Below are 16,515 nucleotides of genomic sequence, written 5' to 3'. Positions count from 1 at the left end.
AAGTTAAACGAATAATTTCTTCTCTCCGCCTATCTGCCCACCCGGTGGTGAAGCCTCACTTCGATATTGCCTCTTACGGCCTTGGAATAGGGACAGAAACCGTGCGCCGCCTCCATCAGTTCGCCGGCCTGCTCATCGGTTATCCCTGCCGGGAATGTTCCCGTAATGTCCGCCTGCAATTTGAATCCTCCGTCGGCAGGGTCCTTTCCTATCCCTACCTCTACGGTAATCTCAGCTTCCTCCACATCGAGTCTCTTGCGCCGCGCCAACATGGTCATGGCCGAATCGAAACAAGCCGCATACCCAGCTGCGAAAAGCTGTTCGGGGTTGCTGTATCCGCTCTCACCCCCCATCTCCTTCGGAGTACGGAGTTCAAGGTCGATGATACCGTCCGACGACGCAACGTGTCCGTTGCGCCCGCCCTTGGTCGTTGCCCGGGCCGTATATAATACTTCCATAATACGATATTTAAAATTCCGCCGGAACAGGCCGGCTCTCCTATAGTAACATACAAAGCAATATCCTTGCCAACACCGGCCGCCGACCAACCGGAAAAACAATTCTGCGGCCACCGTACAGACAGCGATAACAGATATGCCAAAAAGGCGCATCCGGACGGCATGAAACCTGCCTTCCGGATGCTACATAATAGGGTGTAAATGAAAAGGGAGTCGCTTCTGTCACAGGTGCGATTACCCGCACCCCTGCTTATCTTTCCTTTATATTAGGACGCATTACAGTCCCTTTTCGTTGCATGCGCCATCATTTTTATTATTCCTCTTACGGTACGATACGCGTTCCGCCACCTGGCACACCGAGCTGCGTAGCATCGGTTATCACGCACTCCTTACCGCCGTTGCGGACGAAATAGAGCGCCGCTTTTACTTTCGGAAGCATGGAGCCTTCTGAGAACTGCTTCTCCTCGATGTAACGTTCCGCCTCGGCCACCGTGATGGTATCCAGCGCCTTTTCGTCGGGCTTACGGAAATTGACGTACACCTTGGGCACATCGGTAAGAATATAGAATTCGTCGGCCCCTATCCGGACGGCAGTCAGGGCGGATGCCAAATCTTTGTCGATAACGGCTTCCACTCCTACGAGACGCTCTTCCTCGCGATAGACCGGTATGCCGCCTCCGCCCGCGGTTATCACGATATTTCCCTCCGCCGCGAGGCGTTTCACGATATCCACATTGATTATCTCGAGCGGTACGGGCGAAGCTACTACCTTACGCCAGCCGTTCCCTTTCGGGTCTTCCCGGAAGATGGAACCGTCGGCCTCGGCCATCCTGTCCGCCTGCTCTTTCGTATAATAAGGACCGATGGGTTTGGTCGGATTGGCGAAACGCTCGTCGTTGCGGTCCACCACCACCTCCGTTACCATCGTGACGACATTGCGACGAAGTTTCCTGACGGCAAGTTCATTACGCAGGGTACGCTCTATCATGTACCCTATCGACCCCTGTGTTTCGGCCACACAGAAATCCATCGGCATGACCTGCAGTTCATACACCTTGCGTCCGGCATCCTGCTGCAACAGCACGTTGCCCACCTGAGGACCGTTACCGTGGCCTATGACCAGATTGTAGTTCATGGAAACAAGCTGCAACAGGGAGTTGCAGGTATCTTGTACGTTTTGTAACTGTTCGGCGTAAGTACCTTTCTGGCCGCTCCGCAGAAGGGCATTCCCACCCAACGCGACTACTGCGAGTTTTGTCATTTTTTAAGGCATTTATAAAATATCGGGCCGAAAGCCCCTCGGCTTCCGGCGTCCGCAAAAGTACGCAAAACTAAACAAAAAACAAATCCTGAGTTACATTCCGTTACGATTCCGCTTAAAAAACTGCCGATTCATAGCCTTTTCTTCCCGAACACACTCATCCTGCCGCGGCCTCTTTCCGCTTTATAAGCGGCTTCAGTCCATCTCTTTTCTCAGACGGGCCGCAAGCAGCGGCAGTCCTTCGGCACCGCGCATCCGGATGTGCTCCTTGAGATTGCGCAGGCCGCGCACATCCGGTTCGCCCGGGTCCACAAGATAGACCGGAACCCCACCGGGCACGTACCTTACGAGCGAGGCCGCAGGATAGACGGCAAGCGAAGTTCCCGCAACTATCATCAAGTCGGCCTGCGCCGCAATTTCCGCAGCTCGCTCGAAATTGGGGACGGCCTCCCCGAAAAAGACGACGAAAGGCCGTGCAGGCGAACCGTCCGGCGCACGGTCGTCAGGTTTTTGTTCCCAACCTTCGATGGGAAAGACGAGTCGTTCGTCGACCGTACTGCGCAGTTTGCGCAGCTCTCCGTGCAGATGAAGCACCTGCCTGCTGCCCGCCCTTTCGTGAAGGTCGTCGATATTCTGGGTAATCACCCGAACATCGAACACATCCTCCAGCCCGGCCAGTGCATAATGTCCCGCATTGGGTTTCGAAGCCAACAGCTCCCGTCTTCTCATGTTATAAAATCCGATAACCTGTTCCCGGTTTCGTGCCAGAGCTTCCGGAGTACAGACATCCTCTATCCTGTAATTAGCCCACAAACCGTCCGCATCGCGGAACGTAGCGATACCGCTGTCGGCACTGACGCCGGCTCCGGTGAAGACAACCAGTTTTTTCTTTTCCATACCCCTTACTTCCGATTTAATACGAATTTACACGGTGCCGTTCTCTTCCTGCCGACGTTTGACCGTCCGCCATACCGGAAATACGACACAAGCTACGACCATCAGTCTGACAATCACTTCCGCTACACACTCCGCAAGGCTCCGTCCGCCCGCAAGAAAACGCTGTATGCTCGGATAGGCAAGCAGTACCAAAGCCGCCAAAGCACATCCTGCGAGTTTCAGACGCGCCGATATCGTTTCCCTGCCGCCGTTCGCTTCCTCCTCTTCCTCCTCCCGGTCGAGCTGTACGGCACACCAGATACCCACGACATAGCCGAAACCGCACACTCCCGCCGCCACCAGCGCTCTGCGCATGACGGCACTTTCCGACGCCCCGCCGACAACACAATAGAACAGAAAGATGACCGTAAACGCGAGCGCCATGGCAGGCAATACGCCCCGCCACAGACGTGTATGGAAAAACGCCCTCCATACGGAGGGGTCGAAACCGAGTCTGTGCATATCGAATCCCATCGTTCGTCTCCCTGAATGCGGATGCCCACATTGTTCCGCATGCAAAGATACGGAGATATCCGCCTCGCTGAACGAGGAAACCTCGATTTGCCTCTCCGCCACATCCCCTCCATCACTCCGGATTCCGTCCAAGGCCTCGAAAAAGCACAGACACCGCCTGTCTGACATGAAAAAATCCCCACGAACCGCCCAATGGCTTCCCGCAGGGATTAATCATTTATTCATGAGCGGAAAACGGGATTCGAACCCGCGACCCTCAGCTTGGGAAGCTGATGCTCTACCGACTGAGCTACTTCCGCGTTCGGAGTGCAAATATACGAAATCTGCCGAACTTTCATCATCATTCGGCCAATTTTTATTTTCTCCGTCCGACATCGACGATAAACGGACCGGGGCATCGGTGCTATACCGGAAAACCGGGCCGCACGGATACGGCTTACCGGAAAAAGCGGCCATCCACAACCTGCGGCAGACCGTCCCCCTCCGACACTCTCTCCGGCTATCCGCAACAGCCGGACACAGTCCGGGAAACAGAATGCAAAACGGGGGTATCTCCTACCCCCGTCCATTGTTCGGCTGTCGGCCGGTCACTTCGTAAAACGCATGGCGATACTACGGTCTACGGCCCGCTGCGCTGCGGTCGCATCGGCAGGCACCGTCGCGAACTCTTTTCCGAAGCCCTCGGTACTGATACGGTCTGCCGGAATCCCGTCCTTCACGAGTATCGATTTGATATACTCCGCCCGTTTTTTGGAAATTTCGTAATTCACCGCCCGAGTACCCGTCTTATCCGCAAAACCGCCTATTCGAATCCTAACATCGGGATAGTTTTTCAGTATCGCCGCAATATTGTCGAGCTGCTCCATCGAATTTCCTGCAAGAGCCGTCTCGCTGTCATGCATGAAATCTATCTTGTCGAACTGTATCCAATTCTTGCTCAGCTCTTCGTTCGTGGCTTTCCGGTATGCATCGGACTGGAGATACTTCAGCATGCAGTCCTCGCATCCGCCTTCGGCCACCCGGATGGTTCTGCCGTCGGGCAATTTGTGTTCCACGAAAGTCAGTCCCTCCTTCGCAGCAGCAGTCTGTGCCGCCGGAGCAGTCGGAACGACGGTCACATTTTCAGTAACCGCTACGACCTCTCCACCACCGTTCCGATTGCACGAACGGATACTCAGAAAGACGATAATCACAACAATCAGGACAATGATAAGCCATACCAGCCAATTGTTCCTTTTGCCGTCCCGTCCGGCAACCGGCGCACTGCTGCTGCACATGCCGCTGATTCCCGCAGCACGGCCCACCTTCACCGGTATCTCCTTTACTGCCGAGCCGCGCTCCTGACGCAACCCGGCCATTACGGCAGACATGGAGAGATTGTTACGGACTATCTTATGGCCCACATAGCCGGCGATAACCGCTGCCACCCATCCCGACAACCGGTCGGCGCTCGCTGCGGAGATACCGCTTTCGGCCGCCACGGCATTCGGATAGGCCTTGTTTTCCGCCCCGACCAATTCGTTTTCGAACCGCTCGCCGAGATTCATTCCTCCATCTATTCCGTGGCCGGCGAATATCTCCGCCCGTCTGTCAAACAGCTCCGCATTGCCGGCTTCGCGAATAGTCTCATTGACCCGTGCCGTCTCACCCTGGTCCATAAACCTGACCAGCAACGAAGGCAGCAATACCGCCACGGCCGAAGCCACTCCCTTTTCATCCTCGCGAAGCGTAGCCGCGGCCGTTTTCAGCATCTGCGGCGAGATGCTCTCTTTCAGTGATTCATAATGTGTCATAATCGTATAATTTAAGTTGAAATCGAATCCGCCTATATTCCGGTCTTTCCGGAAACATCTGCACACAATATATCCTCATTCAATTTCAATGCCTAACCGTACTCAACGCCGCATTTTATGAACCCTTTTCCACTGGAAGAGGCTGCTCCGAGTGCTGCAAAAAGAAACCCGCTCCTTTTCGCAGTCCGTTACCACAGCGTCAGTTGGCGGGAACCGGCAGTCTCCGGCGGAGTGTCGTCGGGCGGTTTTGCATCGCCGTACACCGTTTTTCCTCCCCATCGCCAGGCATTCCTACGCTCCTGCTCCACATATTTGTCGAAATAATCGCCCGGTTCATATCCGCGTTCCAACGAAACGGATACGCGCGAGAGATGCTTCAGCGCCTCCGTCTTGTCCCTCTCTCCGAGACGTGCACTATGGATGGCCCGGTCGAGCACCTCTATGGTTCTGTCGTAGATTTCGGTAGGCACCGGAAAGGGATGTCCGTCCTTGCCGCCGTGAGCGAAAGAGAAACGCGCCGGGTCGGTGAACCGCGACGGCGTGCCGTGTATCACCTCGCTGACCAACGTCAGCGACTGCAGCGTCCGCGGGCCTACCCCCGGCAGCAGAAGCAGCGATTCAAAATCTGCCACTTCCGATTCGTGGGCCAATATCAACGCCGCACCGAGTCGTTTGAGGTCTACATCTCCGGCGGTCACTTCATGATGGCAGGGCATGACCAATGCCGCTTCGTGCAGCAGCCTGTCGGGCCGTTCGCGCGTAAGTTCCAGAATACCCTCTTTCGTCATGGCCGCCTCCCGATGCGTCAGATTCAATATCAATCCCTGATTAAGCCCGCAAACGGACGCATGCGGTTCCTGTGTAAACGACTCCAGCGAAGAAGAGAGCCAATGATACCGCCGGGCCATCCGACCGGCAGGATTCATCCCCTGCTGTATCACCGCCCAATCCCCTTCCGCCGTCACGACGAACGAATGAAGATAGAGCTGAAAACCATCCTGCACGGCCGTATTGTCCACTTTCGCGGAAAGTCTGCTGCACCGTACCAGCGCCTCCCCGTCCAGACCGGTACGTTCGGCTACGTCCAGCAGTTCAGCGGGAGTCTGACGGGACGACCTGCCGCGGCCGCCGCAGATATAGACACCGAGTTCCGACGACCGCAAGTTCACCGATTTTTTCAGGGCATTCATGACCGAGGTAGTAATTCCCGAAGAGTGCCAATCCATTCCCAGCACACAACCCAGCGACTGGAACCAGAAGGGGTCGCTGAGCCTACGCAACAGCTCCCCCCGGCCGTACTCCATCACTACCGCCTCGACAATCGCACCGCCCAGCAGGCTCATCCGCCGGGCAAGCCACTGCGGCACGCTCCCGTAATGCAGCGGGAGGTCTGCATGTCCGCTTCTTCCCATTTCGGCAAAGATAGGTATCCGACCGGTGTTGTGTGCAGTATGGACATAAATAAAAACGCACCTTCCGGTTTGTCGTCAGGCAGGTACGACAGCATACGACATATCCCTCCGTCTACTGCAGGAATGACGATTTTTTTAACGTCGGGCTTTGCCTGCATGATTTTATTCATTACTTTTGCACCGCCTCGTCCGAAAACGAGGCATCGGGAAGGCCGGGATTTCACAGCGACGAGCAGGCCATTACCGACAAGTCATGATGGAGAGGTGCTCGAGTGGTTGAAGAGGCGCGCCTGGAAAGTGCGTATACCTCAAAAGGGTATCGCGGGTTCGAATCCCGCCCTCTCCGCAAAACGATGAACGCACGGCAGCAAAAGTTGCCGTGCGTTCATCGTTTCCTACCAGCCTGTCCTCACGACGGTACGAGCCACGCCGGGACGGTCGTTCGAATCCGAATTGAGACATCCCGCCGTTTTCCGCACCTTCCGACCGGCCTGTACGGCTTATACCTTATAAAAGGGACCGTACCATCCGCTACGACCGCAACGCAATACCACGTCCCGATATCGGAAATACTCTCGCACATCCATCCCTATCTCCTCGGCATGCAGGCAGCTCGGTTCGCTCCGTACCCTGAAGGACCGGAAAATACTCCGTCCGTATATTTTTCCGCATTCCATCGCACCGTGGCAGGCTATTTGATTATTTCAATACACAAACAACCAAATCAAAATACGTTTATGAAAAGCAGAAATTTAATCATCGGAACAGGCGCGCTGATAGCGATAGGCCTGCTGGCGTCGGCATTTTCTCTCAAAACCAAGCGGACGATACCCGAAGGGGCGCATGCAGTCACCCCGTTCGATGCCGACAAATACCTCGGAACATGGTATGAAATCGCCCGGTTCGACTTCAAATTCGAAAAGGGACTCAGCAAGACGACAGCCAACTACTCTCTGAACGACGACGGCAGTATCCACGTAATCAACAGAGGCTACGATGCCAAAAAAGGGAAGTGGAAAGAGTCTGTGGGCAAAGCCGTGTTCGTTGAGGAACCCGACGTGGCGATGCTGAAAGTATCCTTCTTCGGGCCGTTCTATTCCGGCTACAACGTGGCCGCACTCGACCCCGACTACAAGTATGCCCTCGTCATCGGACGCAACCTCGACTACATGTGGCTGCTTTCGCGCGAAAAGACTATGCCCGAAAAAGTGAAGGACAAATACCTCGAAATCGCCAAGGGTATAGGTTACGACATCTCCAGACTGGTGTGGGTGGAACAGTGACAGGACCTAGGTCTCCCGTAATACGCAGGAAGGACGGCAGCACATTGCCGTCCTTCCTGCGTATTCCAGTGGCTGCTATGGAATAAATTCCTCTTTTGAACATTTTTATGAACAAATAAAAGGTTTTTATCGTATTTTTACCGCGTCGATACAAAACTGCTCCCCGACAACCCAAACGTTTTCGCTTATGATTACCGTCAGCCCGGTCGCCATCAGGAAGGAACTGAAAGAATTCACCAAGTTCAAAATTAAACTGTACGCCGGTAATCCCTATGCTGTGCCGCCTCTGTATGCAGACGAGCGGGAAGCACTACTCGAAGGGCATAATCCGGCGCTGAAAGTGTATGACCATCAAGTTTTCCTGGCAAAACGGGACGGCAAAACCGTAGGACGCATCGTCGCCATCATCAACCATATCAGCAACCGCAAGACCGGTAAAGCCTGTGTCCGGTTCGGATTCATCGACTTCGTCGAGGATTTCGAAGTGGCCAAAGCCCTCATAGAGACCGTCGAACAATGGGGACGGGAACGTGGCATGGAGGCGATACACGGTCCGCTGGGATTCACTGATTTCGACCCGGAAGGGATGCTCATCTACGGATTCGACGAGGTCAGTACCATCGCCTGCCTCTACAACCATCCCTACTACCCGGAGTTCCTCACCCGCATGGGATTCCGGAAAGACGCCGAATGGGTAGAATACAAGATACTCATCCCAAAAGAAATACCGGACAAGCACCAGCGAATCGCAGAGGTTGTGCGCCGCAAATACGGATTACACGTCCTGCGGTTCAAAAAGATATCCGATATCGTCAGGCAGGGATACGGCCACAAACTATTCCGGCTGCTGAACATCACCTATGCGGACCTCTACGGCTTCTCGGAGCTGACGGAGGAAATGATAGCTTATTACATCAAAAAATACGTGCCGTTGCTCCGGCTCGAGCTCGTCACGCTGATTGCCGACGAAAGCGGCGAACTCGTGGCCTTCGGGGTCGCCCTGCCCTCGCTCTCCCGGGCAATGCAGAAGGCCCGCGGCAGAATGTTTCCGCTGGGTGCCTGCCATCTGCTGCGGGCGCTGAACTCCAACAAGGCAGAGGTATGCGACCTGATGCTGATAGCCGCCCATCCTACCGCACAGAACCTCGGTGCCGCCGCACTGCTCTTTACCGAAATGATACCGCAATTCCAGAAACTGGGTACGGTCTATGCCGAGAGCAATCCGGAACTCATCGACAATTACCGCATCCAGGCCCTTTGGGGAACCTTCGACAAGGTACTGCACAAACGCAGGGCTGTCTTCGCCAAAGAAATCGACCGGAAATAATCCGGGCATCCAAGTCCGCTCACACCCCGCCACCGACCGCACGGAAAAATTCATTCGTTCCACACGGTACCGGCCTCGGGCGTCTGCCTCACGGCAGCGGAATCCGCCTGCCGTTCGACGAGTTCATCCGCACGGAACCAGATGAGCGCTTTCCGTTTCACGTTGTCCCAACGCAGAATAACCCCTATCAGAAGCACAAGGATAAGCAGCAGCATCACCTTCTCCTGCCGCGAGAGCGATTTGAACCATTTCACCATACCATTCTCTCTCTTCGTTCCCGGAAACGGACGCCTCAGCCGAGCAATATGAGACTGAGCGCCATGACAGCCATACCCGCCACCAATCCATAGATAGCCAGGTGGCTGTGACCGTATTGGTGAGCCGCCGGGAGCAGCTCATCGAGCGAAATATAAACCATGATACCTGCGACCACGGCGAACGTGCACTCCATCAGCACGGGCGTCAGGAAAGGCATCAGCAAAAGATAGGCGAATACCGCCCCGACCGGTTCGGCCAGCCCCGACGCGAAGGAGTACCAGAACGCCTTCTTCCGGCTTCCCGTAGAGAAATAAATCGGAACGGACACGGCGATGCCCTCCGGTATATTATGCACCGCAACGGCCGCGGCCACGGCAATGCCCACCTTCGCCGAATCGAGTGCCGAAATGAACGTGGCGATACCCTCCGGGAAGTTGTGGACGGCGATAGCCAGCGCCGTCACTATCCCCATGCGTCTCAGCCGATGGGTATGTTCCGGATTAGGGACTCCCCCAATCTCCTCGACACTGTGCAACTCGTGCGGATTCTCGGTATCCGGGATGAACTTGTCGATAAGCCCGGCGATGAAGATACCTCCGAAAAAAGCGAGGGCGGTTATCAGACTGCCCCGTGTCGTACTTTCCGTGATGACTTCGAGCTGCTGACGCGAACTGAAAAGCAGCTCCATGAACGATATGTATATCATCACTCCGGCGGAAAGCCCCAGGGAGAAGGAGAGGAATTTCGCATTGGTCTTTTTGGCAAAAAAGGCTATCGCACTTCCTATTCCTGTGGCGCAGCCTGCCATCAGGCTGAGCAGCAAGGCTTGACCTATGTTTCCTGTCATCATTTCGTCATCGGTGCGGTTACGGTCGGAACGCTCTTCAAAAATCCTGCAAAGTTCCCGGGAGCGTACGGCGTCTTCGCTTTTATTATTACTTTTGCAACGGATGTACGGCAGGAGTTCCTGCCTGCACAAAGATACCCGTTTCCGGCCTATTCGGTACACCGGACAGCCGCACAAGGACGATTTTACTTAATTATTATCACCATGCACAGCGAAAGGCCGCGCGTCAGACTCCACGACAGGACATTCGAACTCGCCGTACCGCACGGGGAAATCATCGGCAAGATAGAGGCGCTGGCAGCCCGAATCAATGCCGATTACGGAGACGGCAGCAGGGGCATCCCCCTTTTCGTCGGCGTACTGAACGGGGCTTTCATGTTCTTCGCCGAACTGCTCCAGCGCATATCGTTCCCCTGCGAAGTATCTTTCGTCCGACTCTCCTCCTATCACGGCACGACCTCCACAGGCAGCGTGACCGAGGTTTTCGGACTTCGGGAGAACATCGAAGCCCGCCATGTGATAGTAGTGGAGGACATCGTCGAAACCGGCGAAAGCATCCGGGCCCTAACCGATTCGTTGGCTGCGATGAACCCTGCAACGCTTGAAGTGGCCACGCTGCTCTTCAAACCCGCCTCCTACCGGAACTACTTCCCGATACGTTATCCGGCCATGGAGATTTCCGACGGATTCATCGTAGGCTTCGGACTCGATTATGACGGTCTGGGAAGAAATCTGTGCGACATTTACCGGCTTGCGAAGGAGGTGTGACATGCGCAGCGACAGAGGAAAAGAGTCATCGGAAAAGGGGGGAACGGCACTGCCGCTGGCAGAAGATTTCTACACCATCCAAGGAGAGGGATATCAGACGGGAACGGCCGCCTATTTCATCCGCCTGGCCGGATGCGACGTAGGGTGTCCGTGGTGCGATGCCAAATACACCTGGAATATCCACCGCTACCCCGTATCCGCCGTCGAAAAGGTTATCGGACGGGCGGCGGCATCCGGCGCTCCCTGTGCAGTGATAACCGGCGGAGAACCTCTGATGCACCCGCTGGTCCCCCTGACCGAAGGACTGAAGGCCAACGGTCTGCAGGTATTCCTCGAAACTTCGGGAACGCATCCGCTGCAAGGGGAATTCGACTGGATATGCCTCTCCCCGAAACGGCAGGCCCCTCCGCTGGAGGAGGTCTTCCAAGCAGCCGATGAACTCAAGGTAGTGATAGGCAACGCCGAAGACCTGCTGTGGGCCGAACAATGCGCAGCACGGGCGGGAAAGAGCTGCCGGCTCTATCTGCAGCCCGAATGGAGCAGGTTCGCAGAGGCCGTCCGGCTCATTACGGAGTATGTGAAAGCCCATCCGCAATGGAAGGTATCGCTCCAGACACACAAATTCATGGAGATACCCTGAAAGGATACAGACCGGCAATGAAGGGATTCTGGGAGAAATATCGTCTATGGGTTATCATCACGATAGCCTTTTTGTTGATTATCACCGTATTTTCCAAGAATACGGTGTTAGAGGCCATGGCCATACGCCGGCGTATCAAGGTCATGCAGAAGGAACAGCAATATTACAGGGAACGTTCCAAAGAGGACAGTACGTTTCTGGAAAACCTGAAACAGGACTGGTTTCTTGAAAAATATGCTCGCGAAACCTTCTATATGAAGGGCCGCGGCGAGGAGATATACCTTTTGGAGGAATGAAGATACTGATAATCAATGGGCCCAACCTGAATCTCATCGGGAAGCGCGAACCTTCCATATACGGAAGCACCGATTTCGAGACGTGGTTCGCCGCCCTGCGCCGTACATACGCCGCACGCAACGTGGAGCTGACATACCGCCAGTCCAACATCGAAGGGGAACTTATCGACTGCATCCAGGCGGCCGATGGCAGATACGACGGCGTCATTCTGAATGCAGGAGGCTATACGCACACGTCTGTGGCTATCGCAGATGCCATCCGAGCTGTCGGAGTCCCCATCGTGGAGGTACATATCTCCAACATCTTCGCCCGGGAAAATTACCGGCAGCAGTCGCTGACCGGCGCCGCCTGCCGCGGAGCAGTCACGGGATTCGGGCTCGACTCCTACCGGCTGGCGATAGAGAGTTTCCTGCTGCCTCGCTGACCGGCAGCAGCAGATGTCCGGTCCAGCCAGTACCGGAGATATCGGGGAAACGAACCGACCGGATACCAATCGAATCAAAGAGGGCAAACCCGTATATGGAGCTGAAAAAGCATGTGGTCAAAGGGATGGCGTGGACCTTCGCGGAGAAGGCCCTGACGGCCGTATTCCAGATGTTCGTCGGGCTCGTACTGATGAACTTTCTCTTTCCGGACGACTACGGCACGATACAGATACTCGTGGTCTTCACATCGGTATGTTCGGTATTCGTGGACAGCGGCTTTTCCGCAGCGCTGATACGCAGGAAAGAGGTCGGGCAGGCAGAGTATTCCGCTGTCTTCTTTTTCAACATCTTCACCGCCTGCGGGCTGTACCTCGTGCTGCTCGCCGTCACACCCTTTCTGGCAAGCTATTACAACGCTCCCATAATGCGGACGCTCGCCCCGGTACTGTTTCTGCTCGTTCCCGTAAACTCGTTCTCCAACATACAGAACACCATCCTTACCCGCCGTTTCGACTTCAAGACCATCTCCAAATATACTCTGTGGGCCACGCTGGCCGGAAGCTGCGTGGCCGTCGGCATGGCCGCCGCAGGATGCGGCATCTGGTCGCTGCTCGGACAACGACTGCTCACACCCGCAGTCAAATCCATGCTCCTGTGGATACGCAGCGAATGGCGCCCCTCGCGCCGCGTCTCGTTTACGGCCCTGCGGCCGATGCTCGGATACAGTTCGCGCCTACTGCTGAGCGACATAACGAATACTGTCTATGCCAACATCTCCGAACTCTTTATCGGAAAGATGTACACCAAAGAGGCACTCGGTTACTACAACCGCGGCAAACAGTACAAGGACATGCCGGTAAGCGCCGTCATCAGCTCCGTACAGAACGTCACTTTCCCCGCCCTCTCCCAATTGCAGGACAATCCGGCCAAAATGAGAACGAGCGCACATCAGGTGACCGTCGTGATGAATTTCATCATCTTTCCGGTCATGCTGGGACTGATAGCCGTCGTCGGCGACTTCATCGCGGTCTTCCTTCCGCAGCGATGGCTGCCCGTCATTCCCTACTTCCGGATACTCTGCCTGTCGGGGCTGTTCGCACCGCTGTCGGTCGTATCCTACAACATTTTGAAAATCAAGAGTGACGGCAAACTGATATTCCGTCTCGAAATCATCAAAAAGCTGATAGCCACGGTCATACTCGCCATAACCATTCCGATGGGGGTCAAAGCGATAGCCTGGGGACAAACGGTGATTTTCCTATCTGACGCCATCGTCAATATGCTCGGGGCGGGACGTTACTTGCGTTGGACGATTTGGGACGGTATTCGTTCCACGGCCCCCTACCTTGCCATGTCCGCCGTCATGGTCGCTGCGGTTTACGGTACGCATATGCTCCTGGCCGGACATATCGCCCTGTGGGCCATCCTTCTCATCGAAATAACGGCAGGCATCGCCGCATACGCCCTGCTGACCCTGCTCTGCCGGCCGGAGGGATGGCGTGAGGTACGGACTATCCTGCAACAGACCGCTGCCGCACGCCACAAATAAAAGCAGGGATTTCCCTGGCAGCATTCACTTAACCGACAAAGCGGCCGTATCGGAAGATACGGCCGCTTTTATCGGGAGACGAGGTCTTCCTATTTTTTTACCGCTATGGTATCTATCTCGACCTTTACGCCCATAGGCAGTTTGGCCACCTGATAACATACGCGGGCCGGCATATCTTTTGTATAATACCGAGCATATACCCCGTTCATCGCGGCGAAGTTGTTCATGTCATCCAGAAGCACGGTCGTTTTCACGACATCCTCGAACGTATATCCGGCCTCCTTCAGAATGGCGGCGGTATTGTCGAGCGACTGTGCGGTCTGCTCCTCGATGGTTTCCGGTATCTTGCCGTCGGCAGGATTTATCGGAAGCTGTCCCGAAATGTAAAGGGTGCCACCGGCCTCGATAGCCTGCGAATAGGGCCCTACCGCTTTGGGAGCATCGGGCGATGCGATTACTTTTTTCATGACTTATTGGCTTTTAATGAATAGTATACGAACTAAACAATACAAATATACGGATATTCGATGAAAACCGAAAACGGTTATCGGACGACCGCCCGGCCTGTAAATTCGGTCGTAACAAATATACTCAATGAAGGTTGAACGCTCAACCGGCTGCGTGACAAACTGCTCCGTCAGTACGGAAAGCCCTGTCCGCGTTCGGATGCCCCAAGCCATAATCGGTTTGCAGCGAATCGGGAGAACATTTGCTGCAAACCGCCCCCGCCCACTCGGCCATATGCGGTTTGCAGCGAATAATCCCTATATTTGTACGACATTTAAACAAAATACGGAAATGAAGAGAACAATCACTATCGCGGCAGTCGCCCTGCTGGCGGGAATCCTGCTGACAGGATGCTGCCAGAAATGCCGCAAAAGCCGCGAAGCGGCAACCAGGCCCATACAGGGAACCGTATGGCATCTGGTGGAGTTCGACGGCAAACCGGTCGACGCCCCCGACAAATACGAACTGTCATTCCTGGCCGACGGACGTGTGGCCGGTATCGGCGAATGCAACCGTTTCTTCGGTCCCTATCAGGTCGTAAACGCCAACGGAGGAATAAAGATAGGCCCCGTAGCATCCACCATGATGGCATGCCTCGACCCGAACATCGAAACGGAGTTCTTCCGCATGTTCGAAAACGTACACCTCTATCAGCTTGACGAAAAGAACCTCTACCTTTTCGTCGATAACAAGATAAAGGCCGTTTTCGAACCCACGGACAAACCGGTGGACGAAGAGTAAAAGCGATGCCGGCAATCACTGCAAAAGAGAGGCAGTGCCATAAATGGGCACTGCCTCTCTTTTATTGTCCGCTCCGCAAAAACGAAACCCGCTCAGCGGCTGACCGGAGTACGGTTATGAAGAGCATGGGCTATGGTCAATTCATCAGCATACTCTATCTCGTCACCGAACCCTATCCCACGTGCGATATTGGTTACTTTCAGGTCGGGAAACCGTGCCAGTCGGCGGGTAATATAAAAAAGTGTCGTTTCGCCTTCCACGGTCGTACTCATTGCAAGAATGACCTCCTTCACCCCCCCCTTCTCTATATTCTCCAACAGCAGGTCTATCTTTAGGTCGGACGGAGCAATTCCCTGCATGGGCGATATGACGCCGCCGAGCACATGATACAGCCCGTTGTATTGGCGGGTATTTTCTATGGAGAGAACATCGCCCACCTGTTCGACGACGCACACCACCGACCGGTCGCGCGACGGGTCCGAACAGATAGTACACACATCGCTGTCAGACAAATTATTACAGCGAGCACAATATTTAATATCACTGCGAAAACGGTCTATGGCAGCCGTCATGCGCCGCACCTCCTCCTCGTCCATGCGCAGCATGTGCAGGGTAAGCCGCAGGGCAGTGCGCCGTCCTATTCCCGGCAGGCGGGAGAGCTCCCTCACCGCATCATCAAGCAATTCAGACATTTAGTAATCGTATGGCCCCTTTCAGGCCTGCTTGTGCTCCGGAACGATTCCGAAGTCAATAGGTTATCAGTTCCACAGAGTCGGTAGGCACCCATCCTTTGTTGCCGTCGGCAATCATTATCTCTGTCCAACCGTCGTACGACGACAGCACCTCCACCTTCGTCCCCTCGTGCAGAATGAAAATGTCGCTGCCCTCCTTCTCCGGAGCACTCTTCACTGAAGCGGCCTGCACCATCACGATGGCTTCGGAAGCCTGCGTAAGCTCTCTTTTCTCAACCGCCGCAAAAACCACCGCAAAGACGAAAAGTACGGTAAAAACCACGGCCGCCACGAAACCGACCTTGCGCCACCCGCTGCGCTCCTCCAAAAGGAACACCAACACGCCGGCCAATGCGACGGCAAGCAGTACCAGCGACCTTGCGGCCCACGTATTGCTGTCGAGCGACGAGCGCCAGGCCTTTATCCATCTGGAAAGGAAAAACTCCGGTACGGTGTCTATCTTATCCTTGACATACCCATTGGCTACGGCAAGATTATAGGTTACGTCCTTGTCGTACGGCATCAGCTTCTGGGCCCGGTTGTAATTGAGCACGGCCCTGCCCAGCTCGCCCGCCTTGAAATATGCATTGCCGAGATTATAAAACAATCTCCCGCTTATATACCCTTTGTCGACAATAGCCTCGTAAAATGCCGCCGCCCCGACATAATCTCCATTGATATAGAGGGTATTGGCTCTTTCCCACACCTTCTCCGCCTCCGCTTTCACTTCCGCCTCACGCGGATAGAGCGCAGGAACCGCACATACGAGAAAACCTATCAAAAGAATTATCCTTTTCATCATGCCCGC

At 54.9% G+C, this 16,515-nt stretch carries 19 protein-coding genes and 2 tRNA genes; 9 read left to right on the top strand and 12 right to left on the bottom strand.

The features are described 5' to 3' along the window. Window positions 1-29: 29 nt before the first annotated feature. The 7 genes from BQ5361_RS03690 to BQ5361_RS03660 form a co-directional block, all read right to left on the bottom strand. Window positions 30-458 (bottom strand): organic hydroperoxide resistance protein, encoded by a 429-nt coding sequence (locus tag BQ5361_RS03690; protein ID WP_035473203.1) that lies wholly within the window; start codon window positions 456-458, stop codon window positions 30-32. A 322-nt stretch (window positions 459-780) separates the two neighbouring features. Next, on the bottom strand, window positions 781-1,719 hold the full coding sequence (gene arcC / locus BQ5361_RS03685; RefSeq protein ID WP_035473201.1) for a carbamate kinase: 939 nt from the start codon (window positions 1,717-1,719) through the stop codon (window positions 781-783). 195 nt (window positions 1,720-1,914) lie between these two features. Then, entirely contained in the window at window positions 1,915-2,616 is a 702-nt protein-coding gene (locus BQ5361_RS03680) for an SIR2 family NAD-dependent protein deacylase (protein ID WP_035473199.1), read from the bottom strand. A 27-nt stretch (window positions 2,617-2,643) separates the two neighbouring features. Then, the gene (locus tag BQ5361_RS03675) at window positions 2,644-3,117 is read right to left on the bottom strand and encodes a hypothetical protein (RefSeq protein ID WP_154822314.1); all 474 of its coding nucleotides are present in this window, start codon (window positions 3,115-3,117) and stop codon (window positions 2,644-2,646) included. Window positions 3,118-3,355: 238 nt separating this feature from the next. Beyond that, window positions 3,356-3,428, bottom strand: a tRNA-Gly gene (locus BQ5361_RS03670). 288 nt (window positions 3,429-3,716) lie between these two features. Beyond that, entirely contained in the window at window positions 3,717-4,922 is a 1,206-nt protein-coding gene (locus BQ5361_RS03665) for an OmpA family protein (protein ID WP_143047491.1), read from the bottom strand. Between the two features lie 188 nt (window positions 4,923-5,110). Beyond that, on the bottom strand, window positions 5,111-6,334 hold the full coding sequence (locus tag BQ5361_RS03660) for a DUF763 domain-containing protein (RefSeq protein WP_035473195.1): 1,224 nt from the start codon (window positions 6,332-6,334) through the stop codon (window positions 5,111-5,113). A 258-nt stretch (window positions 6,335-6,592) separates the two neighbouring features. Between BQ5361_RS03660 and BQ5361_RS03655 the strand changes: the two genes are divergently transcribed. From BQ5361_RS03655 to BQ5361_RS03645, 3 genes are all read left to right on the top strand, one after another. Beyond that, a tRNA-Ser gene (locus BQ5361_RS03655) sits at window positions 6,593-6,680 on the top strand. A gap of 391 nt (window positions 6,681-7,071) precedes the next feature. Beyond that, window positions 7,072-7,617 carry a lipocalin family protein gene (locus BQ5361_RS03650; RefSeq protein WP_022063105.1) on the top strand — a complete coding sequence of 182 codons (546 nt, stop codon included), beginning with the start codon at window positions 7,072-7,074 and terminating at the stop codon, window positions 7,615-7,617. Between the two features lie 187 nt (window positions 7,618-7,804). Further along, on the top strand, window positions 7,805-8,944 hold the full coding sequence (locus BQ5361_RS03645; RefSeq protein ID WP_035473193.1) for a hypothetical protein: 1,140 nt from the start codon (window positions 7,805-7,807) through the stop codon (window positions 8,942-8,944). Between the two features lie 50 nt (window positions 8,945-8,994). Here BQ5361_RS03645 and BQ5361_RS03640 read toward each other — a convergent pair whose 3' ends face one another. Then, a complete protein-coding gene (locus BQ5361_RS03640) occupies window positions 8,995-9,201 on the bottom strand; it encodes a hypothetical protein (RefSeq protein WP_022063107.1) in 207 nt (68 codons plus the stop codon). A gap of 35 nt (window positions 9,202-9,236) precedes the next feature. Next, the gene (gene zupT / locus BQ5361_RS03635; protein WP_257526631.1) at window positions 9,237-10,049 is read right to left on the bottom strand and encodes a zinc transporter ZupT; all 813 of its coding nucleotides are present in this window, start codon (window positions 10,047-10,049) and stop codon (window positions 9,237-9,239) included. 204 nt (window positions 10,050-10,253) lie between these two features. On the opposite strand from zupT, the gene BQ5361_RS03630 reads away from it, so the two are divergent. From BQ5361_RS03630 to BQ5361_RS03610, 5 genes are all read left to right on the top strand, one after another. After that, the gene (locus tag BQ5361_RS03630) at window positions 10,254-10,817 is read left to right on the top strand and encodes a phosphoribosyltransferase (RefSeq protein ID WP_035473191.1); all 564 of its coding nucleotides are present in this window, start codon (window positions 10,254-10,256) and stop codon (window positions 10,815-10,817) included. 1 nt (window position 10,818) lies between these two features. Then, window positions 10,819-11,457, top strand: coding sequence for a 7-carboxy-7-deazaguanine synthase QueE (locus BQ5361_RS03625; RefSeq protein WP_035473189.1), 639 nt, complete (start codon window positions 10,819-10,821; stop codon window positions 11,455-11,457). Between the two features lie 17 nt (window positions 11,458-11,474). Further along, window positions 11,475-11,753, top strand: coding sequence for a septum formation initiator family protein (locus BQ5361_RS03620; RefSeq protein ID WP_022063111.1), 279 nt, complete (start codon window positions 11,475-11,477; stop codon window positions 11,751-11,753). Next, window positions 11,750-12,178, top strand: a complete 429-nt coding sequence (gene aroQ / locus BQ5361_RS03615) for a type II 3-dehydroquinate dehydratase (RefSeq protein ID WP_035473187.1) — start codon at window positions 11,750-11,752, stop codon at window positions 12,176-12,178. The genes BQ5361_RS03620 and aroQ overlap by 4 nt, the downstream gene beginning before the upstream one ends. Window positions 12,179-12,273: 95 nt before the next feature. Next, complete coding sequence (locus tag BQ5361_RS03610; RefSeq protein ID WP_035473186.1) at window positions 12,274-13,728, top strand: lipopolysaccharide biosynthesis protein; 1,455 nt, start codon at window positions 12,274-12,276, stop codon at window positions 13,726-13,728. An 89-nt stretch (window positions 13,729-13,817) separates the two neighbouring features. Here BQ5361_RS03610 and BQ5361_RS03605 read toward each other — a convergent pair whose 3' ends face one another. Continuing rightward, window positions 13,818-14,195, bottom strand: a complete 378-nt coding sequence (locus tag BQ5361_RS03605; RefSeq protein ID WP_022063113.1) for a RidA family protein — start codon at window positions 14,193-14,195, stop codon at window positions 13,818-13,820. Between the two features lie 331 nt (window positions 14,196-14,526). Here BQ5361_RS03605 and BQ5361_RS03600 point away from each other — a divergent pair, with 331 nt between their 5' ends. Beyond that, the gene (locus BQ5361_RS03600; protein WP_022063114.1) at window positions 14,527-14,976 is read left to right on the top strand and encodes an META domain-containing protein; all 450 of its coding nucleotides are present in this window, start codon (window positions 14,527-14,529) and stop codon (window positions 14,974-14,976) included. Window positions 14,977-15,068: 92 nt separating this feature from the next. On the opposite strand, the gene recR is transcribed toward BQ5361_RS03600, so the two are convergent. Together recR and BQ5361_RS03590 are read right to left on the bottom strand one after the other, a co-directional pair. Continuing rightward, on the bottom strand, window positions 15,069-15,668 hold the full coding sequence (gene recR / locus BQ5361_RS03595; RefSeq protein ID WP_022063115.1) for a recombination mediator RecR: 600 nt from the start codon (window positions 15,666-15,668) through the stop codon (window positions 15,069-15,071). A gap of 55 nt (window positions 15,669-15,723) precedes the next feature. Then, entirely contained in the window at window positions 15,724-16,509 is a 786-nt protein-coding gene (locus BQ5361_RS03590; protein ID WP_035473343.1) for a tetratricopeptide repeat protein, read from the bottom strand. Window positions 16,510-16,515 lie beyond the last annotated feature (6 nt).

The organism is Tidjanibacter massiliensis, assembly GCF_900104605.1.
GTDB classification, from domain to species: domain Bacteria; phylum Bacteroidota; class Bacteroidia; order Bacteroidales; family Rikenellaceae; genus Tidjanibacter; species Tidjanibacter inops.
Note: the sequence above shows the minus strand (reverse complement) of the source record. Positions and strands in the feature narration are given on the sequence as shown.